The 24,646-nt window shown below is 63.9% G+C and carries 27 protein-coding genes; 15 read left to right on the top strand and 12 right to left on the bottom strand.

Annotated elements, in window-relative coordinates:
- The first annotated feature begins 87 nt into the window (after positions 1–87).
- Positions 88–1,122, top strand: a complete 1,035-nt coding sequence (locus H926_RS0100795) for an IS110 family transposase (RefSeq protein WP_028657405.1) — start codon at positions 88–90, stop codon at positions 1,120–1,122.
- 555 nt (positions 1,123–1,677) lie between these two features.
- Here the strand turns inward: H926_RS0100795 and H926_RS0100790 are convergent.
- The 6 genes from H926_RS0100790 to H926_RS0100765 form a co-directional block, all read right to left on the bottom strand.
- A complete protein-coding gene (locus H926_RS0100790; protein ID WP_022674606.1) occupies positions 1,678–2,310 on the bottom strand; it encodes a tyrosine-type recombinase/integrase in 633 nt (210 codons plus the stop codon).
- A 178-nt stretch (positions 2,311–2,488) separates the two neighbouring features.
- Complete coding sequence (locus tag H926_RS0100785) at positions 2,489–3,646, bottom strand: PHB depolymerase family esterase (protein ID WP_028657404.1); 1,158 nt, start codon at positions 3,644–3,646, stop codon at positions 2,489–2,491.
- Between the two features lie 286 nt (positions 3,647–3,932).
- Positions 3,933–4,958 (bottom strand): sensor histidine kinase, encoded by a 1,026-nt coding sequence (locus H926_RS0100780; RefSeq protein ID WP_022674604.1) that lies wholly within the window; start codon positions 4,956–4,958, stop codon positions 3,933–3,935.
- Between the two features lie 195 nt (positions 4,959–5,153).
- Entirely contained in the window at positions 5,154–5,540 is a 387-nt protein-coding gene (locus tag H926_RS0100775; RefSeq protein WP_022674603.1) for a PRC-barrel domain-containing protein, read from the bottom strand.
- A 69-nt stretch (positions 5,541–5,609) separates the two neighbouring features.
- Positions 5,610–6,056, bottom strand: a complete 447-nt coding sequence (locus tag H926_RS0100770; RefSeq protein ID WP_022674602.1) for a PA2169 family four-helix-bundle protein — start codon at positions 6,054–6,056, stop codon at positions 5,610–5,612.
- 64 nt (positions 6,057–6,120) lie between these two features.
- The gene (locus H926_RS0100765; protein ID WP_028657401.1) at positions 6,121–6,705 is read right to left on the bottom strand and encodes a DUF4142 domain-containing protein; all 585 of its coding nucleotides are present in this window, start codon (positions 6,703–6,705) and stop codon (positions 6,121–6,123) included.
- 331 nt (positions 6,706–7,036) lie between these two features.
- On the opposite strand from H926_RS0100765, the gene H926_RS0100760 reads away from it, so the two are divergent.
- The 7 genes from H926_RS0100760 (at position 7,037) to H926_RS32875 (ending at position 10,841) form a co-directional block, all read left to right on the top strand.
- The gene (locus tag H926_RS0100760) at positions 7,037–7,294 is read left to right on the top strand and encodes a GlsB/YeaQ/YmgE family stress response membrane protein (RefSeq protein WP_028657400.1); all 258 of its coding nucleotides are present in this window, start codon (positions 7,037–7,039) and stop codon (positions 7,292–7,294) included.
- 52 nt (positions 7,295–7,346) lie between these two features.
- Positions 7,347–8,207, top strand: coding sequence for a transglutaminase family protein (locus H926_RS0100755; RefSeq protein ID WP_022674599.1), 861 nt, complete (start codon positions 7,347–7,349; stop codon positions 8,205–8,207).
- A gap of 164 nt (positions 8,208–8,371) precedes the next feature.
- Positions 8,372–8,746 (top strand): hypothetical protein, encoded by a 375-nt coding sequence (locus H926_RS32130; protein ID WP_148291588.1) that lies wholly within the window; start codon positions 8,372–8,374, stop codon positions 8,744–8,746.
- Complete coding sequence (locus H926_RS32880; protein ID WP_156306778.1) at positions 8,743–8,904, top strand: hypothetical protein; 162 nt, start codon at positions 8,743–8,745, stop codon at positions 8,902–8,904. Before H926_RS32130 ends, H926_RS32880 begins: the two co-directional genes overlap by 4 nt.
- 2 nt (positions 8,905–8,906) lie before the next feature.
- Positions 8,907–9,212, top strand: coding sequence for a hypothetical protein (locus H926_RS0100745; protein WP_148291587.1), 306 nt, complete (start codon positions 8,907–8,909; stop codon positions 9,210–9,212).
- A 128-nt stretch (positions 9,213–9,340) separates the two neighbouring features.
- A complete protein-coding gene (nhaA, locus tag H926_RS0100740) occupies positions 9,341–10,657 on the top strand; it encodes a Na+/H+ antiporter NhaA (protein ID WP_148291586.1) in 1,317 nt (438 codons plus the stop codon).
- A 40-nt stretch (positions 10,658–10,697) separates the two neighbouring features.
- The gene (locus H926_RS32875) at positions 10,698–10,841 is read left to right on the top strand and encodes a hypothetical protein (protein WP_022674595.1); all 144 of its coding nucleotides are present in this window, start codon (positions 10,698–10,700) and stop codon (positions 10,839–10,841) included.
- Between the two features lie 380 nt (positions 10,842–11,221).
- On the opposite strand, the gene H926_RS0100730 is transcribed toward H926_RS32875, so the two are convergent.
- The 4 genes from H926_RS0100730 to mutM all read right to left on the bottom strand — a co-directional run bounded on the left by H926_RS0100730 (position 11,222) and on the right by mutM (position 16,507).
- Positions 11,222–12,421, bottom strand: a complete 1,200-nt coding sequence (locus tag H926_RS0100730) for an IS91 family transposase (protein ID WP_022674594.1) — start codon at positions 12,419–12,421, stop codon at positions 11,222–11,224.
- 4 nt (positions 12,422–12,425) lie between these two features.
- Positions 12,426–13,334 (bottom strand): tyrosine-type recombinase/integrase, encoded by a 909-nt coding sequence (locus tag H926_RS0100725; RefSeq protein WP_022674593.1) that lies wholly within the window; start codon positions 13,332–13,334, stop codon positions 12,426–12,428.
- A 452-nt stretch (positions 13,335–13,786) separates the two neighbouring features.
- Entirely contained in the window at positions 13,787–15,619 is a 1,833-nt protein-coding gene (locus H926_RS0100720; protein WP_022674592.1) for a diguanylate cyclase, read from the bottom strand.
- 75 nt (positions 15,620–15,694) lie between these two features.
- Entirely contained in the window at positions 15,695–16,507 is an 813-nt protein-coding gene (gene mutM / locus H926_RS0100715) for a bifunctional DNA-formamidopyrimidine glycosylase/DNA-(apurinic or apyrimidinic site) lyase (RefSeq protein ID WP_022674591.1), read from the bottom strand.
- 60 nt (positions 16,508–16,567) lie between these two features.
- Between mutM and H926_RS0100710 the strand changes: the two genes are divergently transcribed.
- From H926_RS0100710 to H926_RS0100700, 3 genes are read left to right on the top strand one after another with little or no spacing between them, the layout of a single operon-like run.
- Positions 16,568–17,305: a class I SAM-dependent methyltransferase gene (locus tag H926_RS0100710; protein ID WP_022674590.1), complete on the top strand. Its 738-nt coding sequence runs from the start codon at positions 16,568–16,570 to the stop codon at positions 17,303–17,305.
- A gap of 15 nt (positions 17,306–17,320) precedes the next feature.
- Positions 17,321–18,973: a 2-polyprenylphenol 6-hydroxylase gene (ubiB, locus tag H926_RS24910; RefSeq protein WP_022674589.1), complete on the top strand. Its 1,653-nt coding sequence runs from the start codon at positions 17,321–17,323 to the stop codon at positions 18,971–18,973.
- Complete coding sequence (locus tag H926_RS0100700) at positions 18,970–20,106, top strand: acyltransferase (RefSeq protein WP_022674588.1); 1,137 nt, start codon at positions 18,970–18,972, stop codon at positions 20,104–20,106. Before ubiB ends, H926_RS0100700 begins: the two co-directional genes overlap by 4 nt.
- A gap of 101 nt (positions 20,107–20,207) precedes the next feature.
- Here H926_RS0100700 and H926_RS0100695 read toward each other — a convergent pair whose 3' ends face one another.
- Entirely contained in the window at positions 20,208–20,612 is a 405-nt protein-coding gene (locus H926_RS0100695; protein WP_022674587.1) for a hypothetical protein, read from the bottom strand.
- A gap of 6 nt (positions 20,613–20,618) precedes the next feature.
- A complete protein-coding gene (locus H926_RS0100690; protein WP_022674586.1) occupies positions 20,619–21,038 on the bottom strand; it encodes a hypothetical protein in 420 nt (139 codons plus the stop codon).
- Positions 21,039–21,189: 151 nt separating this feature from the next.
- Between H926_RS0100690 and coaBC the strand changes: the two genes are divergently transcribed.
- From coaBC to H926_RS24905, 4 genes are all read left to right on the top strand, one after another.
- Positions 21,190–22,437 (top strand): bifunctional phosphopantothenoylcysteine decarboxylase/phosphopantothenate--cysteine ligase CoaBC, encoded by a 1,248-nt coding sequence (gene coaBC / locus H926_RS0100685; RefSeq protein ID WP_022674585.1) that lies wholly within the window; start codon positions 21,190–21,192, stop codon positions 22,435–22,437.
- Entirely contained in the window at positions 22,434–22,913 is a 480-nt protein-coding gene (dut, locus tag H926_RS0100680; RefSeq protein ID WP_022674584.1) for a dUTP diphosphatase, read from the top strand. Before coaBC ends, dut begins: the two co-directional genes overlap by 4 nt.
- Positions 22,914–22,921: 8 nt before the next feature.
- On the top strand, positions 22,922–24,055 hold the full coding sequence (locus tag H926_RS0100675) for an aminotransferase class I/II-fold pyridoxal phosphate-dependent enzyme (protein ID WP_022674583.1): 1,134 nt from the start codon (positions 22,922–22,924) through the stop codon (positions 24,053–24,055).
- A gap of 75 nt (positions 24,056–24,130) precedes the next feature.
- Positions 24,131–24,646 (top strand): hypothetical protein (locus tag H926_RS24905; protein WP_022674582.1); only part of this gene is annotated, 516 nt, incomplete at its 3' end.

Below are 24,646 nucleotides of genomic sequence, written 5' to 3'. Positions count from 1 at the left end.
TCCAGATCGTCGCGCGACAGTGGACGCCCCCCGACGGCATCGATGTGCCAGAGTGGAGGTGTTGAAGCACCACTGAGGGAGGCGTCCGTGTCACAGGTTACCACGATTGGTCTGGATATCGCGAAGAACGTTTTTCATGCCCACGGCGCCGACGAGCGCGGCGCCGCCGTTTTCAGCCGGAAGTTGAGCCGGGCCAGGCTGCTTGACTTCTTCGCCCGGCAGCCGGCGTGCCTGGTAGCGATGGAGGCGTGCAGTGGCGCCCATCATTGGGCTCGCGAATTGATCAGGCTCGGACATGAGGTGAAGCTGATCCCGCCGGTGTACGTCAAACCGTTCGTGAAGCGGCACAAGAACGATGCGCTCGATGCAGAGGCAATCTGCGAAGCGGCGCAGCGACCCGGGATGCGCTTTGTGGCGGTGAAGAGCGAGGAGCAGCAGGCCGCCGGCATGGTGTTCCGCACGCGCGATCTCCTGGTCCGTCAGCGCACCCAGATGGTCAACGCGCTTCGCGGCCACCTTGCCGAGTATGGCTGGGTAGCGCCTCGAGGCCTGGCGCAAGTGGCGCTCCTGGCGGACCTGCTCGACGAAGAAGAGATGGCCTCGTCCCTGCCCGATGCGGCACGCGCCATGCTGCGGGTCATGACCGACATGCTCGCCGAGCTCGATGATCGCATTGCCGACCTCGACAAGGAGATTGCCCGCCGCGCGCGCGAAGACGAGATGGCGCGCAGGTTGATGACCATTCCTGGCATAGGCCCGATCGCGGCTACCGCGATCGTAGCGCTTGCTCCGCCGGTCGAGATTTTCACCAAGGGCCGTGACTTCGCCGCCTGGCTGGGGCTCGCACCGCTCCAGCACTCGACAGGCGGCAGGCAGAAGCTCGGGCGCATCTCGAAGATGGGCGAGCGCACAATCCGGCGCCTGCTCATCATCGGCGGGAGCGCAGTCGTCAGGCAGGCAACTGTTCGCGGCGCGCCGGCAGGATCGTGGTTGGAGCGGATGCTGGCGCGCAAGCCGCGCATGCTCGTCTCGGTGGCGCTCGCCAACAAGATGGCCCGCACGGCATGGGCGCTGATGACCAGGAATGAGGATTACAGGGCTCCGGCGGCGGTCGCGGCGTAAGCCGGGGCAGCGGCCAGAGGCGTCGGGGACGTAGGCGGATCGAAGGAGGGTATGGCACAACGGTCGGCGAGACGGGGCCGGAAGAACCAGGGAATGGCGGAGCGCTACCCAAGCGCGCAAAGCTGATGTGGTTCCGGTCCGCGAACTCCCATACTGGCCCGCAGCATATGGCGCTGCTCATCGAGGCCGGACAGATGACAGCATCCGACTACGTGCCAATCTACCCCGATTTACCGCTTGCATCCGAAGGGGCGTCCACAGAAGCCATTCAGACCGTCTGACAACTAATCCTCCGTTTAGTTGTCAGGGAGGCGATCCGGGAATGAACGACCGACAGCTATCGAAGCACTAAATTTGGCTGCCCAGCGGCAGCAATTAAGGCGACCGCGGCAAAATGCCCAGATGGGCGGCTCGCGACCAAAGTCGGACTTCCGCAGATCTTCCAGTGATGACGGCTTTTGACCAACTCTGCCGTTCGATAAGCGGCTTGGGAAGGGCAGCAATTTTCCCAAGCGCGTTAAAATGGCCCCTCGCGGGACGCGAGGAGCCATCGAGTCAGATTTCGGTGCTTTCGGCTAAGGTGAGCGCGTCTTCCACGTCGATCCCGAGATAGCGCACCGTATTCTCGATCTTGCTATGACCGAGGAGGATCTGGACGGCGCGAAGGTTGCCGGTTGCCCGGTAGATTATTGATGCCTTCGTCCGGCGAAGTGAGTGCGTGCCGTACTCGTTTCGCATCAGACCGACCCCTGTCACCCATTCATCGACGAGCCGGGCATACTGTCGGGTGCTGAGATGCCCATTATGATCAACCCTGCTCGGAAAGACATAGTCGTCCACCGTGCCGCCCCGCCGCTCAAGCCAGGCCAGTAGACTGGCCCTAGCGTCTGGAAGCAGCTCGAATTGAACAGGCCGACCTGTTTTCTGCTGCATCACGATCGCACGCGTTCGAATTTGTCCGCCGCTGACAAGGTCGCCGATCTTCATCTGCACCAAGTCGCAGCCCCTGAGTTTGCTGTCGATCGCCAGATCGAACAGCGCTCGATCTCGCAAACGGCGGCGCTGATTTAGGTAAAATCGGATCTCCCAAATCTGCTTCGGTTTCAGTGCACGCTTAGCGCCAACGGCCCTTCCGGCATTCCAGACCTGGCGCTTGGTGGCGGTGAGTTCAGTTTCAGGCGATTCCATGATCGTTCTCCGATGGCCACAGTGGCCGCTCGAAGAACGCTTTGGCGCTCGATAAACAGGAAGACCCACGGCGCCTAGCGCCCCCCTGAAGCCGTTCCCGTTCCCGCTTGAGTGGATGACCGGCACGAAACCGTCACAAATCCAGTGGGTCATGGCGTGCGTTGAGTTTTGTGAGCCGCTAACGCATGAGCCCGGCTGCCCGAAGTGCATCCTCAATTACTTTGCCCACTCCGCCGATTGCGGGCACGTCGATCAGCGGGCGCGCCGTCGGGACACCGGCACCTGGGGTCTCATTCACCGCGTTCGATCCAAATGTGAGAGCAAGGCTTTGTCTCGTAGGTGCCGCTTCGGCAGGTCTAACATGAACAGCATGCTTATCGCTACCCACTAAGCCCCAGAATCGGCAGATGTGTCGTGTGGAGCAAATGCTGGCTTCGAGCATGTAGGCACCGCTCTTGCCGCAGCCGTTCTCGCCCGCTGTGTCGAGCGGCGTACCATGGCCCATGCCGGTGATGCTGTATTCCTCGATTACCTCATGGCCAGTGGCGTTGCACCAGACGCGCCTGGGATATCCATCGACGGCCTCGGTCCGCGCGGGATCGACACCGACCCCATGCAGAGCACGCCACTGGGCTATGATGGCGTCGGCGTTGTTGGGGTTCACCGTTGGGTCGCCGCTGCCATGCCAGATCGAGAGGGTAGGCCATGGACCCGGATGATCGGAGGCGCCGCGAACCAGCGCCGCAAGCTCCGCCTCACGCGGGACGCTGTGCCCGCGCATGCGATCAAAAGCTTGCGGGATCGTGCTCGCGCAGCCGTAGGGCAGGCCGGCGATGATCGCGCCGCCGGCGAACACCTCCGGATAGGTCGCCAGCATGACCGAGGCCATCGCCCCTCCGGCGGAGAGGCCTGTGACGAAGATGCGCGCCGGATCGATCGGGTGGGCACCGGCGACGGCGTCGATCATCTTACGGATCGAAAGCGCCTCGCCGGAACCACGGCGGCTGTCCTCCGGCGAGAACCAGTTGAAACACAGATTCGGGTTGTTACGCCGCTGCTGCTCAGGAAACAGGAGGGCAAAGCCGTACCGATCGGCCATCTCGGACCAGCCCGCCCCCAAGTCGTAGCCAGCCGCCGTCTGGGTACAACCATGCATGACGACGACGAGGGCTGCTCCATCGCAGAGAGTTGGCGGTACATAGATATGGGCTTGGAGAGCCCCAGGGTTCGAGCCGAAATTCGGAAGGCTTTCGAGGCGGCCGCGGGGCACTGCACTCATATCGGCCGCATTACGCAGTGAAGCTAGCCGTGCTATAGTGTCGGAGAGTTTGCGCATGATAATCACCTTGGATGAAGATAGCCTGCGAAGGCGTGGTTATGACCATCTTGCCGCACCGCACAATGAATGGGGTGTCAGACCATTGATGCAAGGCACCCAAGTACTTCTTTCAGTCCGGTTGCGAAGAATCGTCCGAGTTTCCGACGCTGACAAGTCGGACCGGCGGTCGACACCCGCGCGGCTTCACCTCCAACCGGGGGACGTCAACGTGTCATCGAACAGGGCCGGCTTGCCGTAGGTGATCTCATGTTGTGCGATCTCAACCTGCGTTGCGAGGGCTGTCTTAGGACGATGGAGATTTTGTATGCGTAACCGAAACGGTCGTCCCTGGGTATCCACCCTCGGTCTCAACGGTCGCATGCAACTGACTGGCCAAAGCTTCGACGATGCTGGTGCCCAGGCCCGGCTTCGCATCGGCCAGCGTCTCGGGCGTGCCAATGCCGTTGTCGCTGACCGACAAGGTCCAGCCGACATCGTGCATGTGATAATCGACGAGAATCCTGCCATCGCGCCCTCCGGGAAACGCATGCTTGAGTGCATTGATGACCAGCTCGGTGACGATCAGCCCCAGGCTGACCGAGATGTCGGCATTCACGCTAGTGCCGTCGGCGGTGACCACGATCAACACCTTGTCATGATCGTGGATCATCGAGGCGCCCAGGCTTTTGCACAACTGGGTCAGATATTCACGCAGTTCTACCTTGCCCAACCTTGATGCCGCGAGTTGCTGCTGCAAGGTCGCGATCGACATCACCCGATTGTGCGCATCGTGGAGATGCCCGCGCGCTTCGTCCGATTGCACCCGGCGCGCGCTCTGCATGAGCACGCTCGCAATGATCTGGAGGCTGTTGGCAACGCGGTGCTGAAGCTCCTGGAGCAGGATCGCCTTCTCGCGGAGCAAGTCATCCTTGAGCTTCACGCTGAGCCGGGCTTCGGTGACGTCGGAAATGGTCAGGAGCAGGCGGACATGATCCGCCTCGCCATAGTCGAGCTTCTGGGCGCCCAGAACGAGGCGCCGCGGCGGCGCCTCACCTTTGAGATCCATTTCGTAGGCTTCGATCCTGGCATGGCCCGAGAGGGTAGCGCCGAGCAGCGAACGAAGCTGGGGTACGTTCCACTCCCCCGCGCCGAGCGCAAACACCGACTGCCCGCTGACACGCGACGGATCGAGACCGAAAGCGCGGTAAAAGGATGTGCTTCCGGCGATGACGGTGAAGTCCCCGTCGAGCAACAACGCGGGCGCGGCGGAAGATGTCAGAATCGCCAGCGCGAGGCCGTAAGCGAAATCAGGGTGGACGGGCGGATTCATGATGAAGGCCCCCTTTCCGGGGAAACCAGAAAGCCCGCGGTGATGAGGGCTGTATCCGGCAATCGCGAACAGCGCGCTTCTTTGAGGAGCGCATGAACTCGAAACCGCATCATAGCACGATTGCGCGCAAGCCCGGCATCTATTCGACGCCGGGCAGATGTCGCCGCCCCTGAACCCGGACAAGGCCGGTCCGGATCAGCCATTGGTTGCCGGCGCTGTCCCATAATAGTCGGTCACGCGCCGACCATAGGTTTCGTCGAACACGGGCGCCGAATCCGGCCGGAAGCTGGGCGCGCCTTCCAGCAGGCGCTTGTCTATGGCCGCCACATATCCGCCCTCCGTCTCGCTGTAGTGAAACGCCGACCAGGGAATGGGGTGATAGCTCTGCCCCAATCCGAGAAATCCCCCGGTGGACAGGATGACATAGGCGAGCTGTCCGGTCCGTTCATCCAGAATTAGCTTGGCGATCGTGCCCAGCTTGTCGCCATCGCGGCCCAGGACGGCCTTGCCGCGAATGTCGTCGGCGGAGGTCAGGACAACAGCGCCCACAGGCGCGGCCGGTGCTTCTGCATTGGTGGCCATGGCTTGGCTCCTTTCGGTAATAAAAAGGGGCGGCAAGCCCATGCGGCCGCCGCCCCCGGAAATGCATTCTCAGGCAAGGCTGTGCTTCAAATCGCGCATCTGGTCGTGCCCGGCCTTCACCGACACGAAAGCGTCGCGAATGACGTCACGCGTCGCGGGTTGAAGCTCGGCGTCCTTCGACGCCTTTTCGAACTTCGCCTTGATATGATCCTCGCCGCGTTCGACTTCGTCGATGATCGCCTTGTCGTTCTTGCCGGTGAGGGCCTGCTTGAGGTCCATGAAGCTGCGATGCGCCGCGCCCAGGAGGCTGGAGCTATCCTCCGGCTCTCCACCAAGGTTGCGCACTTCCGCCTGCAGGGTAGCGACGATCTGTCCGCGATCATGGACGAAACTGGTGAACAGCGTCGCAAAGCGCGTGCTCTTCGCGTCTTCGGCGGCGTCCTCGAAGCCTTTCAGGCTGTCGAGGGTCGTGGTGATCAGTCCGTTCAGAACCGAGATGTCATGCTGGTCGTTCATGTCCGTATCCTTTCCGATAGCGTCAGGAGCCGGGAGATCTGCATCTCCCGGCCCGTTGTGACGGTCAGTTTCCCGAGAGCGCCGAAGGCAGCAGCGCGCCGCCCTGCTGCAGCTGCTGCTCGATGATGGGCACGCCATTGCCGGCGACCTGTTTCAACGACTGGTCGGCGCCATCTTCGGCATATCCCTTGTACGTGGCCCAATTGCCCTGCTGAACCTGGGCGGACTGGGTGAGGTACAGGTTGTCGAACGAACTGCGCGGCGTGCTGCGAAGCATTTTGAGCATCGAGGCGCGCTCGGCCGACAAGCGCGTAGTGGGCTTGGCGATCTTGCGCTGATCGTTGTTCAGCGAGGCGAGCAGCGTCTGCTGGGAGGTTTGCGACTCCGAGATGATGCGCTGGGCATAGGCCTTTACATCGCTGCGCTGTGAGCGTGCGAGGCTGAGCCGGCTTGCCGCGATCTGAAACTGGTTGGCATCGGATGCGGCAGCCGAGAAGGCCGGAGCATCAAGGCCATGGACCGGCCCGACGCCTACATTCACGCTGGAATAGCTGCCGGTCATGGCAGGTGTGGTGGACTGGGCGGAGGTGACTGCGGGGACGGCGAGCATCGCCGTGCCGAGCAGGAGGGAGATCATTGTCAGTTTCATGGTAGTGTTCCTTGCAGGCGCAATCCCACCGGTCATGCCGGTAGAAAAGCCACGCCCGCTCTTTGGCAGGAAACGCACCTTCCAAGATGGACAGGTATCGCTTGGAGCTATCTGACAACGATCAAAAGTGGATATCGTTGCATCCATCCCTTCAATATTTTCAGAAATATCTGCTTACATCTGACAGCCGCGACAAATATTAGGATAAATATTTCATATGTTGAATATTTAACGGGTTGTGGAACGATTATATCGGATCGACCGTTCGCATAATTCCGGTTGCGATATGTCGATAAGGCCCGATCGTCTTCTGGATCACAGGAGAATGATTATGGGAATTATCATGTGGCTCATCGTCGGCGGCGTGATCGGCTGGCTCGCCAGCGTGATCATGCGCACGGACGGCCAGCAGGGCATCATCCTCAATATCGTGGTGGGCATCGTCGGCTCCTTCATCGGCGGCCTGATTTTCGCCAAGGGCGACATCAACAACGCGCCGCTCACCGTCACGACGTTCCTGGTCTCGCTCGCCGGGGCCATCGTACTGCTCGCGATCGTCAACCTGATCCGCCGCGGATCGCTACGCTGAGCTTCTCATCCATGGGGCTGTCGCGGCGATGCGGCGCCGGCGTTGAAGTCCTTTGAGCACGCTCACCATCCGGCATCGCACGTCCTATTATTACCGGCAGCCGGTGCAACTTGGTCCCCACCGACTGATGCTGCGCCCGCGCGAAGGGCATGACATCGACCTTGCGTCCTTCGATCTAGACATCACGCCCGATGCCGGCATTTCCTGGGCGCGTGACGTGGCGGGCAATGCGGTTGCGACGGCGATCTTTCCATCCATCACCGACCGCCTGGTCATCGAAAGCCGGTCGGTTCTCCGCGTCGGCGCGGTGGCGTGGCCGGTGTTCGCCATTTCCGCGTCGGCGATCGCCTATCCGTTTCGATACAGCGACGACGAATGGACGGACCTCGGCAGCCTGGCCGTCATGCAGTATCCGGACGCGAACCACCGGCTGCACGACTGGGCGCAAGGGTTCGTGCGCGGGAACCCGACCAACACGCTGGCCCTGCTCAAGGACCTGAGCGCGGGTGTTCCCAGCTGGATCGCCTATCAGGCGCGAGACGATGAAGGCACCCAGTCCCCCGTGGAGACGCTGAATCGCGGCGGGGGATCCTGCCGCGATTTCGCGGTGCTTTTCGTCGAGGCGGCGCGCAGCCTCGGCTTCGGCGCGCGGATCGTCTCGGGCTATCTCGACAACCGGGCGGAAACCCTCGTCGGCCAGGATGCGGCCGGGTCCACGCACGCCTGGGCGGAGGTCTTTGTACCCGGTGCTGGCTGGATCACCTTCGACCCAACCAACCGCAGCGTTGGTGGTTTCAACCTTGTGCCTGTCGCGACCGGTCGCGCCATGCACCAGATCGCACCGGTCAGCGGCAGCTATGCGGGGCCAGCGAAAATGCTGGACCATATGAGCGTGGAAGTCGAACTGCGCTGACCCGCCATGCGCAGTGGATAAGAGCGTAGCTTGCCAAATGGGCTCTCCGCCTATGGTATTTCGCCTTTGCACACCCCATATCGAACTTACCGCACTCCAAATGCCCAGGGCTCGAATGCGGCCGAGAGATAGTTCGCGCTCCCGCTCATTGACGGAGACGAACGATGTCCTTTTTATCCAGTAGCATAACGAGTACGGACAGAGCGGAACTTCCACTCAATCTTCCCATGATCCCGCAATCCAGTGGTGCGCAGGGTGACGCCGCGCGATCCCTGCGTGAGGACAATTGGGAGAATGAGGGCGGTCACGTCGCCGGAGCGAAGTTCCCGACCGCAACCCCCGCGCTTTCCGCCAGCGATGTCGAGACGCTCGAAGCTCAGGTTCGTTGCATGGAAAGCAAGCTGGCCAGCGATTTTGCCGATGGGCGGGTAGGGACGCGTTACAACACCTATGCACATCGCTCACGCGTCCTTCGCCAGCAAAAGGCCAAGCTTGAAGCAGCGTGGGCCAGTGTTCAGTCGCAGGAGCAACCAGGATGAACGATCCTTCTGAACTGGAGGGAGCCGCTGCGGCCGAGCAGATGGCTCATTACGAGATCACTCGCGTTCCGGTCGATCAGTATCGTTACAAGGATTATCGCTACTCGAAGCTGAGCGACGCAATTGCTCAGGCCAGACGTGACGGGAAACCCTCCTGATCTTGGCCACCAAGGCATCGAAGCTTTTGAAAGGACGTTCCATGGAGCTTTCATCGACCTTTTGCCGGATGCAGGAGAATGTCCAGCGCGATCGCGCGACCAATGCGGTGTTGGAGAACATCCGCCGCGTGGCCGAGAAAGCGGCCAACGCATGGGGCGCCGTGGCCCTTGCCGCCGAACAACGCGAAGCATGTCGCGAACGAACGCGCATCATTGCGGACATGGCCGCTCTTCAAAATGAGAGGATACCCAGCGAAGAGGACAGGCTGCTCAGCGAAAACCCGGACAGGGGGTTCGAAAGCCGCTAAATTGAGCCACCAAAAATCGGAGGAGATCTATCGCTTGTACGTTAGCATCCTGTGACCAGCCATCACGGCATGCAGGCATGCCGTTCCTGAATACTACAACCCTTAGGCCGCAGTGTGAAGAGGGCGAGATGATCGATCCCGCAAATCCAGGCCTGCCGCACGAGTTTGCCGACCGAATAACAAAGCCGTTCACGCAGTTCCTCAGGGTCGAGGCCGCAGCCGGGGGATTGTTGCTGGTCGCTACGATAGTCGCATTGAGCCTCGCGAATACGACTTGGTCTGGGCAATTCCTGGCCTTCTGGGAGATGCAGATCGGCCTGCAGATCGGCTCGTTGGACTTTACCCGTTCAACGGGGCACTGGATCAACGACGGATTGATGACCTTCTTTTTCTTCGTGGTGTCCCTGGAGATGAAGCGCGAGTTCGCTCTGGGCGAATTGCGAAACCTGCGAACGGCGGTCCTTCCTTTCGCAGCTGCGCTGGGCGGCATGATGGTGCCTGCTTCGATCTACATTGCGATTCTGGCCGGAAAAGCCGGCACGCACGGCTGGGGAACGGTGATGGCGACCGATACGGCGTTCGTCATCGGGGGACTTGCGCTCTTTGGTTCGCGCGTTCCCCACAGCTTGCGCCTGTTTCTCATAGCCTTGGCGATCTTTGATGACATCGGCGCCATCCTGGTCGTGGCGATTGGTTACGGAAACGCCTTGAATTTCGTCGCAATCGGTCTTGCGTTTATGGTCCTGAGTGTAATCGTCATCGCCGCTCGTCTGGGCATCCGAAGCATCCCGATATACTTTTTCTTCGGAGCCGCGTTTTGGCTGTGCCTTGACGCCTCCGGCATCCACGCGACGATCGCCGGTGTCATACTCGGGCTAATGACCCCGGCGCGAATCTGGGTGGGTGTGCCGCGTCTGCGCGCCATCCTCGGGAACGTCCTGGAACCGCGCGATCATGAGTGGAGTGGCGACACATCAGATCGCCGCGAACTTGTAGAAGCGGGCCGAGCTATCAGTGAGTCCCTATCGCCGTTGGAGCGGTTGGAAATGATGCTGCACCCCTGGGTGGGGTTCGCGATCATGCCTCTCTTCGCCCTGGCCAATGCGGGGGTCGCGTTTTCGACGTCCGACATCCAACCTGTCACAGTCGCGATCTTTGTCGCGCTGGTCTTCGGCAAGCCCATAGGCGTTCTGCTCTTCAGCTGGCTGGCGCTGCGTTCGGACCTTGCAACGCTCGGAGCAGGCCTGAACTGGTCTTTCCTCACAGCCGGCAGCTTATTGACCGGGATAGGCTTCACTATGTCCTTTTTCATTGCGAACCTCGCTTATCCTTCGACGCTGCTGGTTGCGGCGAAGCTGGGAATTCTTCTTGCCTCGCTCGCATCGGCTGTCGTGGGCCTGTTGGCCGTTTATTGGGTGACGCGGCACAAACGAGGGAATGCCTAGTGACCATCCAACGATAAGTTCGGGCAGGGAGCTAGACTCTTTGGTCGGCGGCATCTTTGCCGGCTATGGCTATATGATCGTGCCCCAGATGATGGTCGACGAAGAGGCGCGTTTTAGCGTCGGCACGGATGATGCCATGTCGGCGGTGCCGCTAGTGGCAGTGAGACCAACTTCAGTCTACTAAAAATGATATTCGAAGTAGCCTCAAGCGGCTGCTCTTGCCGCAAGCCGTCATTCAAGCGACGAGCGGAGAATGGCGGCTTCGTCGAAGGGTTTCGGGCGCCGACAGGCGTACGAAAGTCTCACAAGTACGACCCGCGGTGAGGCTCCTAGAGGTCTATGGGTAAAAGGGCTTTGGTGTAGATTGGGGTGACTGAAGCAAGCCTACCGGCCAGCCCGTGATGGGCGGAATTGCAAAGAATTCGGGTGGCCATATAGCTGGGAGTGTCGCTGATCCTGCTGGCAATGAGCCCAGTTTTGACAGTGCTGGCGGCATCGGCACGCCTATCCCCATGGGCCGGGGCGCAGTGATCGCGGCCATCGTGCAGGGTAAGCCATGCCGGATCATGGCGTGTTGTCCCGGGTGGTCCATGCCGAAGCTGGCGGTGCACGCGGTTGGCACCAGCGGGCGAAGGCCTCAATGACGGCCATGTGCCCGCCGCAGCATGGGCATGGCGGTCGGTGATCGGGCGGTTCGTCGGGTTCGGTGTCGGTCTCCTCAATCGGCGCGGCAACGCCCAGCAGCCTGCGGGCGAGTTCCATGGCCTCCTTGTGCGTCGAACTGGCGAGCAGGCCGTAATGCCGGATGCGGTGGAAGCCGCGTGGCAGGACGTGGATCAGGAAGCGGCGGATGAACTCGTCGGAGGCCAGCGTCATGACCTGCTGGCGTTCGGCCCCGTTTCGGCGATAATCCTTATACCGGAAGGTCACGCCGGTCTCGTCAAAGGCGATGAGGCGCCGGTTCGAGATGGCGACGCGATGGGTGTAGCGCGAGAGATAGGCCAGCACCGCCTGCGGCCCGGCAAACGGCGGCTTGGTATAGACCACCCAGCGCTTCTTCCTGATCGGCGATAGATGTCGCAGGAAGGCCTTGCGCGCGGCCAGACCCGCCAAGGTGCTGAAGAAGGACAGCTTGCCGGCATCGAACAACGCCAGCAAGCGGGTGAGGAACAGCCGGCGGAACAGCGCGCCCAGCACGCGCACCGGCAGCAGGAAGGCGGGGCGCGACGAGACCCAGCGCGTGCCGTCGAGCGCGATCCCTCCGCCCGGCACGATCATGTGCACATGCGGATGGTGGGTCAGTGCCGATCCCCACGTGTGCAGCACGGCGGTGATCCCGACCCGCGCGCCGAGGTGCTTGGGATCGGCGGCGATGGTCAGCATCGTGTCCGCAGCGGCGCGGAACAGCAGGTCATAGACCGCCGCCTTGTTCTGCCAAGCGATGTCGGCGATCTCGGCAGGCACAGTGAACACGACGTGGAAGTAGCCGACCGGCAACAGGTCGGCCTTGCGCGCGGCCAGCCAGGTGCGCGCGGCGGCGCCCTGACATTTGGGGCAATGCCGGTTGCGGCATGAGTTGTAGGCAATCCGCCGGTGCCCGCAGTCGTCGCAGGCCTCGACGTGGCCGCCCAGCGCGGCGGTGCGGCAATTCTCGATGGCCGTCATGACCTTGAGCTGGCCGAGGCTGAGATGCCCGGCATGGGCCGCCCGATACGCGGGCCCGGCGCTACGGAAGATATCGGCGACCTCGAGCGAGGCGCGCACCGGCTCAGCCGGGAGGAGCCCCCTGCGCCTCGAGCAGCGTCGTCAATTTGTCCAGCGGACTGATGACCGCGCGCACGGTTCGAGTTGCGACCGTGGTGTAGAAAGCGGTGGTCTCGAGGTTCGCATGCCCGAGCAGTGCCTGGATGATCCGAATATCAACGCCGTCTTCCAACAGATGCGTGGCGAAGCTGTGCCGCAGAGTGTGAGGGCCGACCCGCTTTTTGATACCCGCAGCCTCGGCAGCATCGACAACGATGCGATGGAGCTGTCGCGTACTGAGCGGCTTGAGATAGTGCATGCCCGGGAACAGCCAGCCATCGGCGTGCATGACGCCTTGCTTGCGGCCCACCGTCCACCACTCGCGCAAAAGGGCAAGAAGGTCAGCGGGCAGGAGCGCATTGCGATAGCGCCCGCCTTTACCGCGCTCCACGCGCAGGAGCATGCGCTTGCTGTCGACATCCCGGACCTTCAGCATCGTCACTTCGGCGGCGCGCAAGCCAGCGCCATAGGCAACGGACAGTGCAGCCTTGTGCTTCAGGCAGTTGGTCGCGCCGAGGAGAAGCACGACCTCTTCGCGGCTGAGGACAACGGGCAATGCGCGAGGGTTCTTGACCGTGTAGAGCTTGCGGGACAGATCCGGGCGATCAATGGTGTGAGTGAAAAAGAAACGCAGCGCAGAAACGATGCTGTTCATGGTCGGGATCCCTATGCCCGCCTCGCGCTGTTCGACCTGGAATTGCCGGAGTTCTTCTGCCGTCGCAGTATCGGGGGGACGCCCAAGATATGTGGCGAACCTCGCGACATGCCGCACGTAATCGAACTGGGTCTTCCGCGTGAACCGGCGCATGTTCATGTCTTCGATCATGCGCTGACGCAGGGAAGTGACGGGAGCATCAGACAAAACATTGGTCATGGTACGACTCCTCGCTTGAAAGGAGCCGGAATCGTCTGCCTACTCGAGCCAGACCTCAACTTAGACCCAGACCGCCGATCACTGGCCTGACCTCAAAACAAGCGCCACTCCCGCGCCAGCGGGTTCGTACTCGTCCTACACCTCGTCGTATGGGCGGTTCAGCAGGAGAGTTGAGACGGCTCAGCTGCCCTCGGAGAACCTGATAAAAGCCAAGCGGCGTGCAGCCATAATCAGATATCATCGACATTGCGGGGGCCCTGGGCAACGAATCACCCCCCATCCGAGTCCATGGTAGTCCAATCGCAGCCAACGATTCCCGGGTTCTAATTGGGGGAATAGATGAAATAGCGTTTTCTCTAAAATTATGATTTTGCTTGTTTAATTTCTTCCCATTGGATTCCCGCTACCCACCACGCCGTGGCTCTGCGCCATCCGTGCAGCAGGCCGATGCCTCAGGCCGCCAGGGCTTGCGGGTCGATCACCAGGCGGTTGCGGCCGTCGCGCTTGGCGGCGTAGAGTGCGGCATCGGCGGCCTTGAGCAGGGCCACGCCTTCGCGGTCCATGCCCGGCGCCCAGGTGGCGAGGCCGAACGACATGGTGACCGAACCGAGGGCGCGTTCGCCCTGGCGCACGGTCAGCAGGCTGATCGCCTGGCGCACTTCTTCCACCCGGGCGGACAGCACGTTGGCGTCCGTCGCTGGCGCGATCACCACGAACTCCTCGCCGCCAAAGCGGCAGACCACATCGCCATCGCGGAAGCGGCGGCGCAGTTCGGCCGCGACCGTCTGCAGTACCTGGTCACCGGCATCGTGGCCGAATTCGTCGTTGAAGCGCTTGAAGTGGTCGATATCGCACATCACCACGGTCAGCGGCGCGCCCGAGCGGGAGGCGCGGGCCATTTCCAGGGCCAGCGTTTCTTCTAGATAGCGGCGGTTGAACAGCCCGGTCAGCGGATCGCGGATGGTCTGCTCGCGCAAGCCGCGCTGCAGGCGGTGGTTGACCAGGGCCGAAGCGATATTCTCGCTCAACACTGCCAGGCGAAAGCGGCTTTCGGTGCCGATCGTGCCCTTGAGATAGAGCACCCCGATCACCTCGCCACCGGCCAGGAGCGGTTCGCAGTGGTAGTGATCGGCACCGGCGCCGACATGCGGGCACACGATGTCAGATCCAGGCTCGTCCACATAGTGGCTTTGCCCGCGCCGCAGCGCCCAGCACTCCTCGGGGGCAAAGCCGGCCTGTTCCGATTCCAGCCCGCCCCAGGTGGCGGTAGGCACCAGCAAGTTGCGCGAATTGTTGTGCACGAACAGCGCGCCGGGAATCTGCGGCAGCACGCGTGGCACGAACACGCGGATGATCGCGGCGAGTTCATCGTCGGTGCGCGCGGCCTGCATGCGATGCGCCATGCCGCCCAGGATCTCGATCACCTCGCCCCGTTCGCGCAGGGTATCGGCATTGTGGCTGAGCGCGGCATTGGCCGCCCGAAGGTTTTCGGCCGCTTCGGCCTGGTTGGCCACCGCGCGTTGCAGTTCATCGGCCATAGCGTTGTAGCCACTGGCCAGCCGCTCGAACTCGCGCGAGCCCATTTCGCCGGAAATGCGCGCGTGGCGCTGCCCGGCGCCAAGATCGCCCATCACCGCCAGCATCGCGCCCACCGGGCGGCGGATGCGCAGGATCAGCGAGCGGGCCACCAGCGCCAGCATCAGCAGCGTCAACGGCGTGCCGAGAATGACCAGCCAGCGCGTGACGCGCAGCAATTGTTCCCCCGCCGCCATGCGATCGCCCGCCAGCGCCCGCTCGTCGAGCAGCAGGTCGTTCACCTTGGCATCGACCAGTTGCATCAGTTCCAGCCCGCGCCCGGCCGCTGTCGCCGCGCGCGCCTGGTCGAACGCGCCGCGGCGCGCCAGGTTGGCGGTCGCCTCCAGCGTATCGGCGCGGCCATTGACCAGCACCTGCAACTGGCGCGCCCGCTCGTTCTGTTCGCCGTTGTCGGTCGTCAGGGTGACCAGTTCCGCACTGTCGCGCCTTGCCGCCGCCAGGGCCGGGCCAACCGCGCGGGCGAAATCGGGGTTGTGCGTCAGGGTAAAGCCGCGCTGGCCGGATTCGGCCACGCGCAGGCTGCCCAGCGCATGGTTGGCCGTGCGCAACACACGTGAGGAATGATCGAGCCAGCCGAGGTCGTTGTGCATCTGCACCGTCACCGTCAGCAGCGCGCCAGCCAGAATCACGATCAGCCCGGCCAGCGCGGCACACAGCAAAACGATACGATGAGACAGCGATCCGACCAAGGCGACCCAACCTGTTTTGACCCGAAGGCGTGGTGTAACAGACGAGCCGCTAAAGAGAAATCGACCTCGGCAATGTTACTTTTGACACACGCTGCAAAAAAACGTCGATCGGCCGCCCTGCACCACGCGCGCCACTGGCCGGCCGCAGGCGCATGGATCGCCCTCGCGGCCATAGACGAGGAAATCCTTGGCGAAATATCCCAGCTCGCCATCGGGCCGGGCATAATCGCGCAGGGTCGAGCCGCCCGCCGCGATCGATTCTTCGAGCACGGCGCGGATTTCCGGCACCAGCCGCTTGAGCGCGGGCAGCGAGACCGTGCCAGCCTCGCGCTCGGGATGGATGCGCGCGCGGTGCAGCGCCTCGCACACATAGATGTTGCCGAGCCCGGCGACGATCCGCTGGTCGAGCAGCATGAGCTTGATCGCGGCAATGCGGCCGGCAAAGGCGCGGGCCAGGTGCTGCGCGGTCAACCCCGGCCCCAGCGGCTCGGGCCCCAGCGCTGCAAACGGCGCCCAGGCATCGAGCGCATCTTCGTCCACCAGGTCGACCGAGCCGAAACGCCGCGCATCGTTGAGCGCGAGGACATGCCCGTTGCCGGTTTCGAGCACCAGGTGATCGTGCTTGCCGATTTCGTCTGGGTCGATTCGCCAGCGCCCCGACATGCCGAGGTGAAACACCATGGTGCGTGCGCGGTCGGTGTGGATCAGGCCATATTTGGCGCGGCGCGACAGGCCGCTGACCCGCGCGCCGGTCAGCGCCTGCGCCAGGTCTGGCGGAAACGGACGGCGCAGATCGGCGCGGCGCACGGATACGCGGGAAATCGTCTCGCCGGCAAGAATGCTCGCCAGCCCGCGAACGGTGGTTTCAACCTCTGGTAGTTCGGGCATCGTGCGCTCCTGCTATCATGCTTTGCGCCTGCGGCAATTCCCCTTTAAAGGCCCTGAACCATGACCAGCCCGGATAGCGTGTCCTTCGGTTACGAGGACGTCACCCCTGAGGAAAAGACCGCCCGCGTCGGTGCGGTGTTTTCCAGCGTCGCCAAAAAGTACGACGTGATGAACGATGCCATGTCCGTCGGCATGCACCGCGTGTGGAAGGACCGCTTCGTGGCCCGCGTGAAACCGCGCGAAGGCGAGCAGATCCTCGACATGGCCGGCGGCACCGGCGACATCGCCTTTCGCATGGCGCGCGAGGGCGCCTCGATCACGGTTTCCGACATCAACCAGGACATGCTCGACGTAGGCATCGAGCGAGCGATGGAGCGCGGCATCGACGGCCTGGTATGGTCGCGCCAGAATGCCGAGGAACTCTCGTTCGGCGATCGCTTCTTCGATGCCTATACGATCGCGTTCGGCATCCGTAACGTGACCCGCATCGACCAGGCCCTGGCCGAGGCGCACCGCGTGCTCAAGTTCGGCGGGCGGTTCTTCTGCCTGGAATTTTCCACCACGCAGTGGCCCGGCTTTGCCGAAGTCTATGATGCCTATTCGCACAAGCTGGTGCCCAAGATCGGCCAGGCCATTGCCGGCGATGCGGAATCCTATCGCTACCTGATCGAATCGATCCGCCGCTTTCCCAAGATGGGTGAATTCGAGGGCATGATCAAAGCCGCCGGGTTCCGCCACACCAAGGTGGAGCCGATCCTGGGCGGCCTGGTGGCAATCCACTCTGGCTGGAAAGTCTAAGCGAGCGCCTTTGCCGTGACCCGTCCTGCCACCCACATCCGCCGCCTGCTGGGCTGGGGCCGCATCCTGGCGCGCCACGGCGCGTTGCGCCTGCTGGAAGAAAGCCCCAACACCCCGGCGCCGGTGCGCCGGCTGTGCCGCATCGCCCGGTTCGGCACGCGCCAGCCGGTGGTGCCCGATTATGCCGGTGCCTTTCGCGCGATCGGCCCGGCGGCGATCAAGCTGGGGCAAACGCTGGCCACCCGGCCCGACCTGGTGGGCGAGGAAGCGGCGCGCAACCTGCTCGCCCTGCAGGACAAGCTGCCGCCGGTCGATTTCGCGCTGATCCGGCGCGAGATCGAAACGAGTTTCGAACGCCCGCTGGAAAGCCTGTTTTCGCGCTTTGACGAAGAACCCGTCGGCGCCGCCTCGATCGCGCAGGTCCACCAGGCGTGGACGGTCGACGGGCGCAAGGTGGCGGTCAAGGTGCTGCGCCCCGGCGTGCGCGAAAAGCTGGCCCGCGATATCGAGACCTATGAATGGGCCGCCGCGCACCTGGAGGCGCTGGGTGGCGAGGCCGGGCGCCTGCGCCCGCGCCTGATCATCGCCAATTTCAAGCGCTGGACCGCGCGCGAGGTGGACTTGCGCCGCGAGGCGGCCAGCGCGTCGGAACTGGCCGATGCCATGCACGCCTTTCCTGGCTATCGTGTGCCCGGCATCGATTGGGACCGCACCAATGGCCGCGTGATGACGCTGGACTGGATCGATGGCGTCAAGATCAGCAATCTCGAAGCCATCGATGCCGCCGGCCACGATCGCAAGGAAATGGCCAGCCGCCTGGTGCTGGCCTTCCTGACCCAGGCAATCAGCGGCGGCTATTTCCATGCCGACATGCACCAGGGCAACCTGTTCGTGGAGGCCGATGGCACGATCACCGCGATCGATTTCGGCATCATGGGCCGGATCGATCGCCAGGCGCGGCAGTGGCTGGCCGAGATTCTCTATGGCCTGACCACGGGCGACTACAAGCGCGTGGCCGAAATCCATTTCGAAGCGCAATACGTGCCGAGCTATCACTCGGTGGACGAGTTTGCCACGGCGCTGCGCGCGGTGGGCGAGCCGATGCGCGGCCGCCCGGTGAAAGACCTTTCGGTCGGCCAGATGCTCGACGGGCTGTTTGCCATCACCCGCGATTTCGACATGCAGACCCAGCCGCACCTGCTGCTGCTGCAAAAGACCATGGTCATGGTCGAAGGGATCGCGCAGCAGCTCGATCCCGATATCAACATGTGGGAAACGGCAGCGCCGTTCGTGCGCAACTGGATCCGCGACGAACTGGGGCCGGAAGCCGCGATCGCCCAGCGTGTGCAGGACGATGCCGCCACGCTGCTGCGCGTGCCCGCCCTGATCCGCCGGATCGAGGAACGCTTCCCGCCCAAGGGCGGTGCGCCCGAAGCCCCGCCGCTTCCGCACGTGGACCTGATGTGGGAACGCAAACGCCGCGATGGCCAGGCGCAGGGCGGATCAGGCGGCTGGGCCGGGCTGGTCCTGGCCGCAGCCTTGGGTGCAGCGGCAGTGCTCGGCCTCCAGGCCTGGCACCATCCGCACCCGCCCCATCCGCACGACATGCCGCTGCTGCCCCCACCGCCGCCGCCACCGCCGGCCGATGATTGGCATCGCCATCCGTGAACGCGGCTGCCGGTCCTGCACCGCGCCCGGCACCGTTGCCCGGGCTGCGGCTGGCCAAGCGCCATTTCAACGCGCTTGACCTGTCACGCGTGATTGCCGCGTTCTTCGTGCTGTTCTGGCATTACCAGCATTTCTTCGTGCCGCCGGTCGGCTATGGCTTTCACGTCAACCGCGCCGCGATGATCCCGCTCTATCACCCGCTGCGCTGGCTGTTCGATTATGGCCACATGGCGGTGCAGTATTTCTGGGCGGTCTCGGGCTTTGTCTTTGCCCATGTCTATTTTGCCGACAGCACGGCAATGCAGCGGTTCTGGCTGGCCCGCGTGGCGCGGCTCTGGCCGCTGCACCTCTTGACGCTGGTGATCGTGGCCGGGTTGCAGGCGATCTACACCCACATCAACGGCACGGCGTTCATCTATCACGAGCAGGACTGGAAGCATTTCCTGCTCTCGATCCCCTTGGCGCACTATTGGGGCTGGCAGCACAACCAGTCTTTCAACGGGCCAAGCTGGTCGCTTTCCACCGAAATCCTCGCTTATGCGGCATTCTGGGTGCTGTTGCCGGCGATGCGCCGCGCGCCCTTGCTGGTGTCCTTGCCGGTGGCCATGATCGTCCTGCGCCTGTTCTTCCTGGGCTGGCCCGACGAGCCGGTGCTGACCTGCATCGGCTATTTCTTCATGGGCGTGGCGGTCTATGCCGCCGCGCTCAGGGGGTGGCTGCCGGTGCCAGTGCTGCTGGGCAGCGCGCTGGCCTGCGTGGCCGCCGCCTGGATCGCCACCACCCGCTACCACGCCGAAGACGCCACGATCCTGGCCGGAACCTTTGCCGTGCTGTTTGCCACGCTGGCGATCGATCTGGCCGACAAGCGCGACCTGCTCGCCTTTGGCCGGCAGTGGGGCGAGGCGTCCTATGGCATCTACCTGTGGCATTTCCCCATGCAGGTGGCGCTGGTGCTGCTGATCGATGCCACGCTGGGCAGCCGCGCGATCGCGCAGCAACCGGCGTTCCTGATCTTCTTCCTGGTGACCGCGGTCGCCGCCGGTTTTGCCTCGCACCGCTGGATCGAACGACCGGCGCAAAAGGCGGTGCTGCGCTGGGCGGGGCGATGGAGTGGCAAGGCGGCTCGGGCGTAGCGCTGGCGGGCTTCGACAAGCTCAGCCCGAACGGGGATCGGAGACAGTTCCTTGCACTCCGGCTTCGTTCGCCCTGAGCCTGTAGAAGGGCGACAAGCGCCCTACCCTGCCAATTCCCCCACGCGGTGGTGCGGCAGGATGCGCCAGGCGGCGCCCAGCACGATCACGTGCAAGGCTTCCACCGCCATCGGCTGGGCCCATCCCGGATAGGCGCCAACCAGCGCCAGATCGAGCGCTCGGCCAATCAGCGCAACGCCAAACAGCAGGCCCGGCACCAGCAGCAGGTCGCCGTTGCGGCGCCAGGCGCCAACCATCATGCACAGCGCCGCCACGCCGAAAAATGCGGTGAAATCGGCGCGGATCGTGGCCCAGCCGGCCGGAACCGCCGCGCTCACACCCAGGATCGCCGCACCGGCGTGGGGCGTGAACAGGAACGAGGCGGCCATGAAGACATCGAACAGGCCGAGCAGGAATACCAGTGCGGTCAGGGCGAAGCGGATCGGCATCGCGGTTCAGGCCAGGTTGGCGCGGTGCGGCGCGGGGGCAGGTGCAGGCACCGCGTCTTCATCAGCCTGGCGGAATGCGTGCCGCGCGCCCAGCAGCAGGGCAATATGCGCCACGTCCAGCACCATCGGCAGCAGCCAGTTGGCATAGGTGCCGAAGGCGACGAGATTGACCAGCCGTTCGGCCAGGGCGCCGATGAAGATGAACGTGGGTACCAGCAGCAGATCGCCGTTGCGCCACAGCGCGCCGGCGATCATCGCCACGGCGGCCACGCTGAAGAACGAGGTGCAATGCGCGCGGATGATCGAAAGACCATGCGCCGCGCGCGCCAGTTCGGCGCCATCATGCGGCGTCAGCAGCGAAGAGCCGACAATGATCAGATCCACCAGCCCGGCCAGCAGCACGAGCGCGGTCAGCACCACACGCATCGAGTCTCTCCAACGCCCTGTTCTATTTGTCGCAAGTCTGACAAACTTTCGGACAGCTTGCAAAGAAAATGAACGACGCAAATCCGCCGTTTTCGCCCCATCCTGGCGCAAAACCTTGCGCCTGCCGCGGCAAGGCGGCACAAGCCGCGTCATGCCATCCACGCGTATCCTGCTGATCGTCGGAGGCGGCATTGCCGCCTACAAGGCCTGCGAACTCGTCCGCCTGATCCGCAAGGGCGGGGGCGATGTCACCTGCGTGCTGACCGAGGGCGGCGCCCATTTCGTGACCGCGATGACGCTGGCCGCGCTCAGCGAAAATCCCGTGCACACCACGCTGTGGGATCTGAAGAACGAAGTGGAAATGGGCCATATCCAGCTGTCGCGCCAGGCAGACCTGGTGGTGGTGTGCCCGGCCACGGCCGATCTGCTAGCGCGCATGGCCGCCGGTATTGCCGACGATCTGGCCACCACGCTGCTGCTCGCCACCGACAAGCCGGTGCTGGCCGTGCCGGCGATGAACGTGCGCATGTGGCAGCATGCCGCCACCGTGCGCAACGTCGCCACCTTGCGCGCATCGGGCGTGACCGTGGTGGAACCCGATGTCGGCGCGATGGCCTGTGGCGAATTCGGCCCCGGCCGCCTGCCCGAACCCGAGGCGATCTGGGCGGCGATCCAGGCACAGCTGGAAGGCCATGCCAACCCGTTCGCTGCGCCAACGCCCCTGCCCATGCCCACCCCTGGCCCACTCGCCGGGCGCCATGTGCTGGTGACGGCCGGCCCTACCCACGAACCGATCGATCCGGTGCGCTATATCGCCAACCGATCGAGCGGGCGGCAGGGCTTTGCCATCGCCGCCGCCGCCGCGCAGGCTGGCGCGCGCGTGACGCTGGTGGCCGGGCCCGTCACCCTGCCCACGCCAGCAGGCGTTGACCGCGTCGACGTGGAAACCGCGCGCGAGATGGCCGCCGCAGTGGATGCTGCCCTGCCTGCAGACGTGGCGGTGATGGTGGCGGCCGTGGCCGATTGGCGCACCGCCGATGCCCCGGCGCACAAGCTCAAGAAGGATGGCAGCGGCACCCCGCCGCCGCTCGCCCTGGTGGAAAATCCCGATATCCTCGCCACGCTGTGCCGCGATCCGCGCCGGCCTGCGCTGGTGGTTGGCTTTGCCGCCGAAACCAACGATGTCATTGCCCACGCCGTGGCCAAGCGCGCGCGCAAGGGGGCAGACTGGATCGTGGCCAACGACGTTTCGGGCGACGTCATGGGCGGGATGGCCAACACCGTCCACATCATCGATGCCGACGGCGTGGACAGCCTGCCCGAAATGCCCAAGGACGCCGTGGCCGAGGCCATCGTCGCCCGCATCGCCCACACCCTTGCCAACGGAACACCCGCATGACCGTCTCATCGCATTCCAGCCCGGTCCCCATCATGTTCAAGCGCCTGCCGCATGGCGAGGGGCTGCCCCTGCCCGCCTATGCCACCGATGGTGCTGCCGGGATGGACGTGGTTGCGGCCGAGGATCTGGACCTGGCGCCGGGCGCGCGCCATGCCGTGGCCACTGGCCTGGCCCTGGCGATCCCATACGGGTTTGAAATCCAGGTGCGGCCGCGCTCGGGCCTGGCGCTCAAGCACGGGATTTCGGTGCCCAATGCCCCCGGCACGATCGACAGCGACTATCGCGGCGAACTCAAGATCATCCTGATCAACCACGGCAGCGAAAGCTTTTCGATCCAGCGTGGCGATCGCGTGGCGCAACTGGTGCTGGCGCCGGTGGTGCGTGGCACCTGGCTCGAGGTGGGCGAACTGGACGATACCGCGCGCGGGGCTGGTGGCTTCGGCTCGACCGGCGGCGTGGTTGCCCTGGGCAGTTGAGCGCGCGCATGAACCTTCCCGATTTCCGCCTGGAGGCCTATTTCTCGCACTGGGAATTTGCCGCCCGCCATCACCTGACCGCATCCGACGCGCAAAGCATGACGGTGCGCGAACTGCTGGCGCTGGCCGATCCGGCCGATGCCGCCGCCTTCGATGCGCAGTGGCTGGGCTATACCCAGACGTTCGGCGCACCAGTGCTGCGCGCCGAAATCGCCCGCACCTATGACACCATGACGCCTGACAACGTGCTGTGCTTTGCCGGCGCGGAAGAGGGCATCTATGTCGCCAACCACGTGCTCTTGGGGGCAGACGATCACGCCATCGTCATCACGCCCAATTACCAGGCCGCCGAAACCGTGCCGCTCTCGCTTTGCGCCGTCACGGGGGTGCCGCTCGATCCCGACCAGGGCTGGCGGCTCGATCTCGATCGCGTGGCCGCCGCCATCCGCCCCAATACGCGGCTGGTGTCTATCAATTTCCCGCACAATCCCACCGGCTGCATCCCCGATCGCGCCACGCTCGATGGGCTGGTGGCGCTGTGCCGGCGCCATGGCATCTGGATTTTCAGCGACGAGGTCTATCGCCTGCTCGGCCCCGACCCGGCGCGGCACCTGCCGCAGGTCGCCGATATCTATGAGCGCGGCCTGTCGCTCAATGTGCTGTCCAAGGCCTATGGCCTGCCGGGGCTGCGCATCGGCTGGATCGCCTGTCAGGACCAGGAGTTGCTCTCGCGCATGGAGCGGATGAAGCACTACCTGTCGATCTGCAACTCTGCGCCTAGCGAAGCGCTGGGCATCATCGCCCTGCGTGCAGGCGAGCGCATCGTTGGGCGCAACAACGCCCTGGTGCGCGCCAACCTTGCACTGCTCGATGCATTCTTTGCCGATTATCCGCACTTGTTCGAATGGACGCGATCGGATGGCGGCTGCGTGGGCTATCCGCGCTGGCGCGGACCGGGTACGGTGGACGCGTTCTGCGAAGACCTGGTGACCCAGGCCGGCGTGCTGTTGCTGCCTTCGGGCATCTATCATTCCGAACTGGGCCCTGTCCCCACTGACCGGTTCCGTATCGGCTTTGGCCGGGCCGACGTGCCCGACAGCATCGCGGCCTTCCGTGCCTATCTCGAAAAGCGGCAGCTCTGATCAGGTCGGCTGTTTTCCTGTCACAATCTGCGCTAACCTTCCCGTGGGGAACGGCGGGCAGGTGATTTGGCGGGCATGTTCGATGCGGGGTTGATCGGGGATATCTATGAAGCGGCGGCCGTGCCCGAACGCTGGCTGGCGGTATTGCAGTCCTTGGCCGAGCGATTGGGCGCACAAGGCAGCAACCTGATCCGCATCGGCCCGCAAGGCATGGCGATCACCTCCACCGATGGCGTGCGCGCCATGACCGAGGCGTTCATGGAGCAGGGCTTCAACGCCCACAACACGCGCGTGGGCCGCCTGATGGAACGCGGCGCGCATCCCGGCTTCCTGACCGACAGCGACCTGCACACCTCGCAAGAACTGGCGACGCTGCCAATCTATGCGCAATTCCTCACGCCGCACCGTGCCGACGCCGGCGCGGCAACGCTGGTTCAGGGCGCGGGGGACGATGGCCTGATCCTGGCAGTGGAAGGCTTTTCCAGCCATGCCGCCTCGCGCACGGCGGCGCGCCAGCTCGACAGCCTGCGGCCGCACCTGGCCCGCGCCCTGGCGCTGAGCGCGCAATTGCGGATGCAGCGCCTGTCGGCC

Origin of the sequence: Novosphingobium sp. B-7 (assembly GCF_000410615.1) — a bacterium.
Lineage (GTDB): Bacteria > Pseudomonadota > Alphaproteobacteria > Sphingomonadales > Sphingomonadaceae > Novosphingobium > Novosphingobium capsulatum.
The sequence above is the reverse complement of the archived record's forward strand: the minus strand, read 5'-3'. Positions and strand labels throughout refer to the sequence as shown.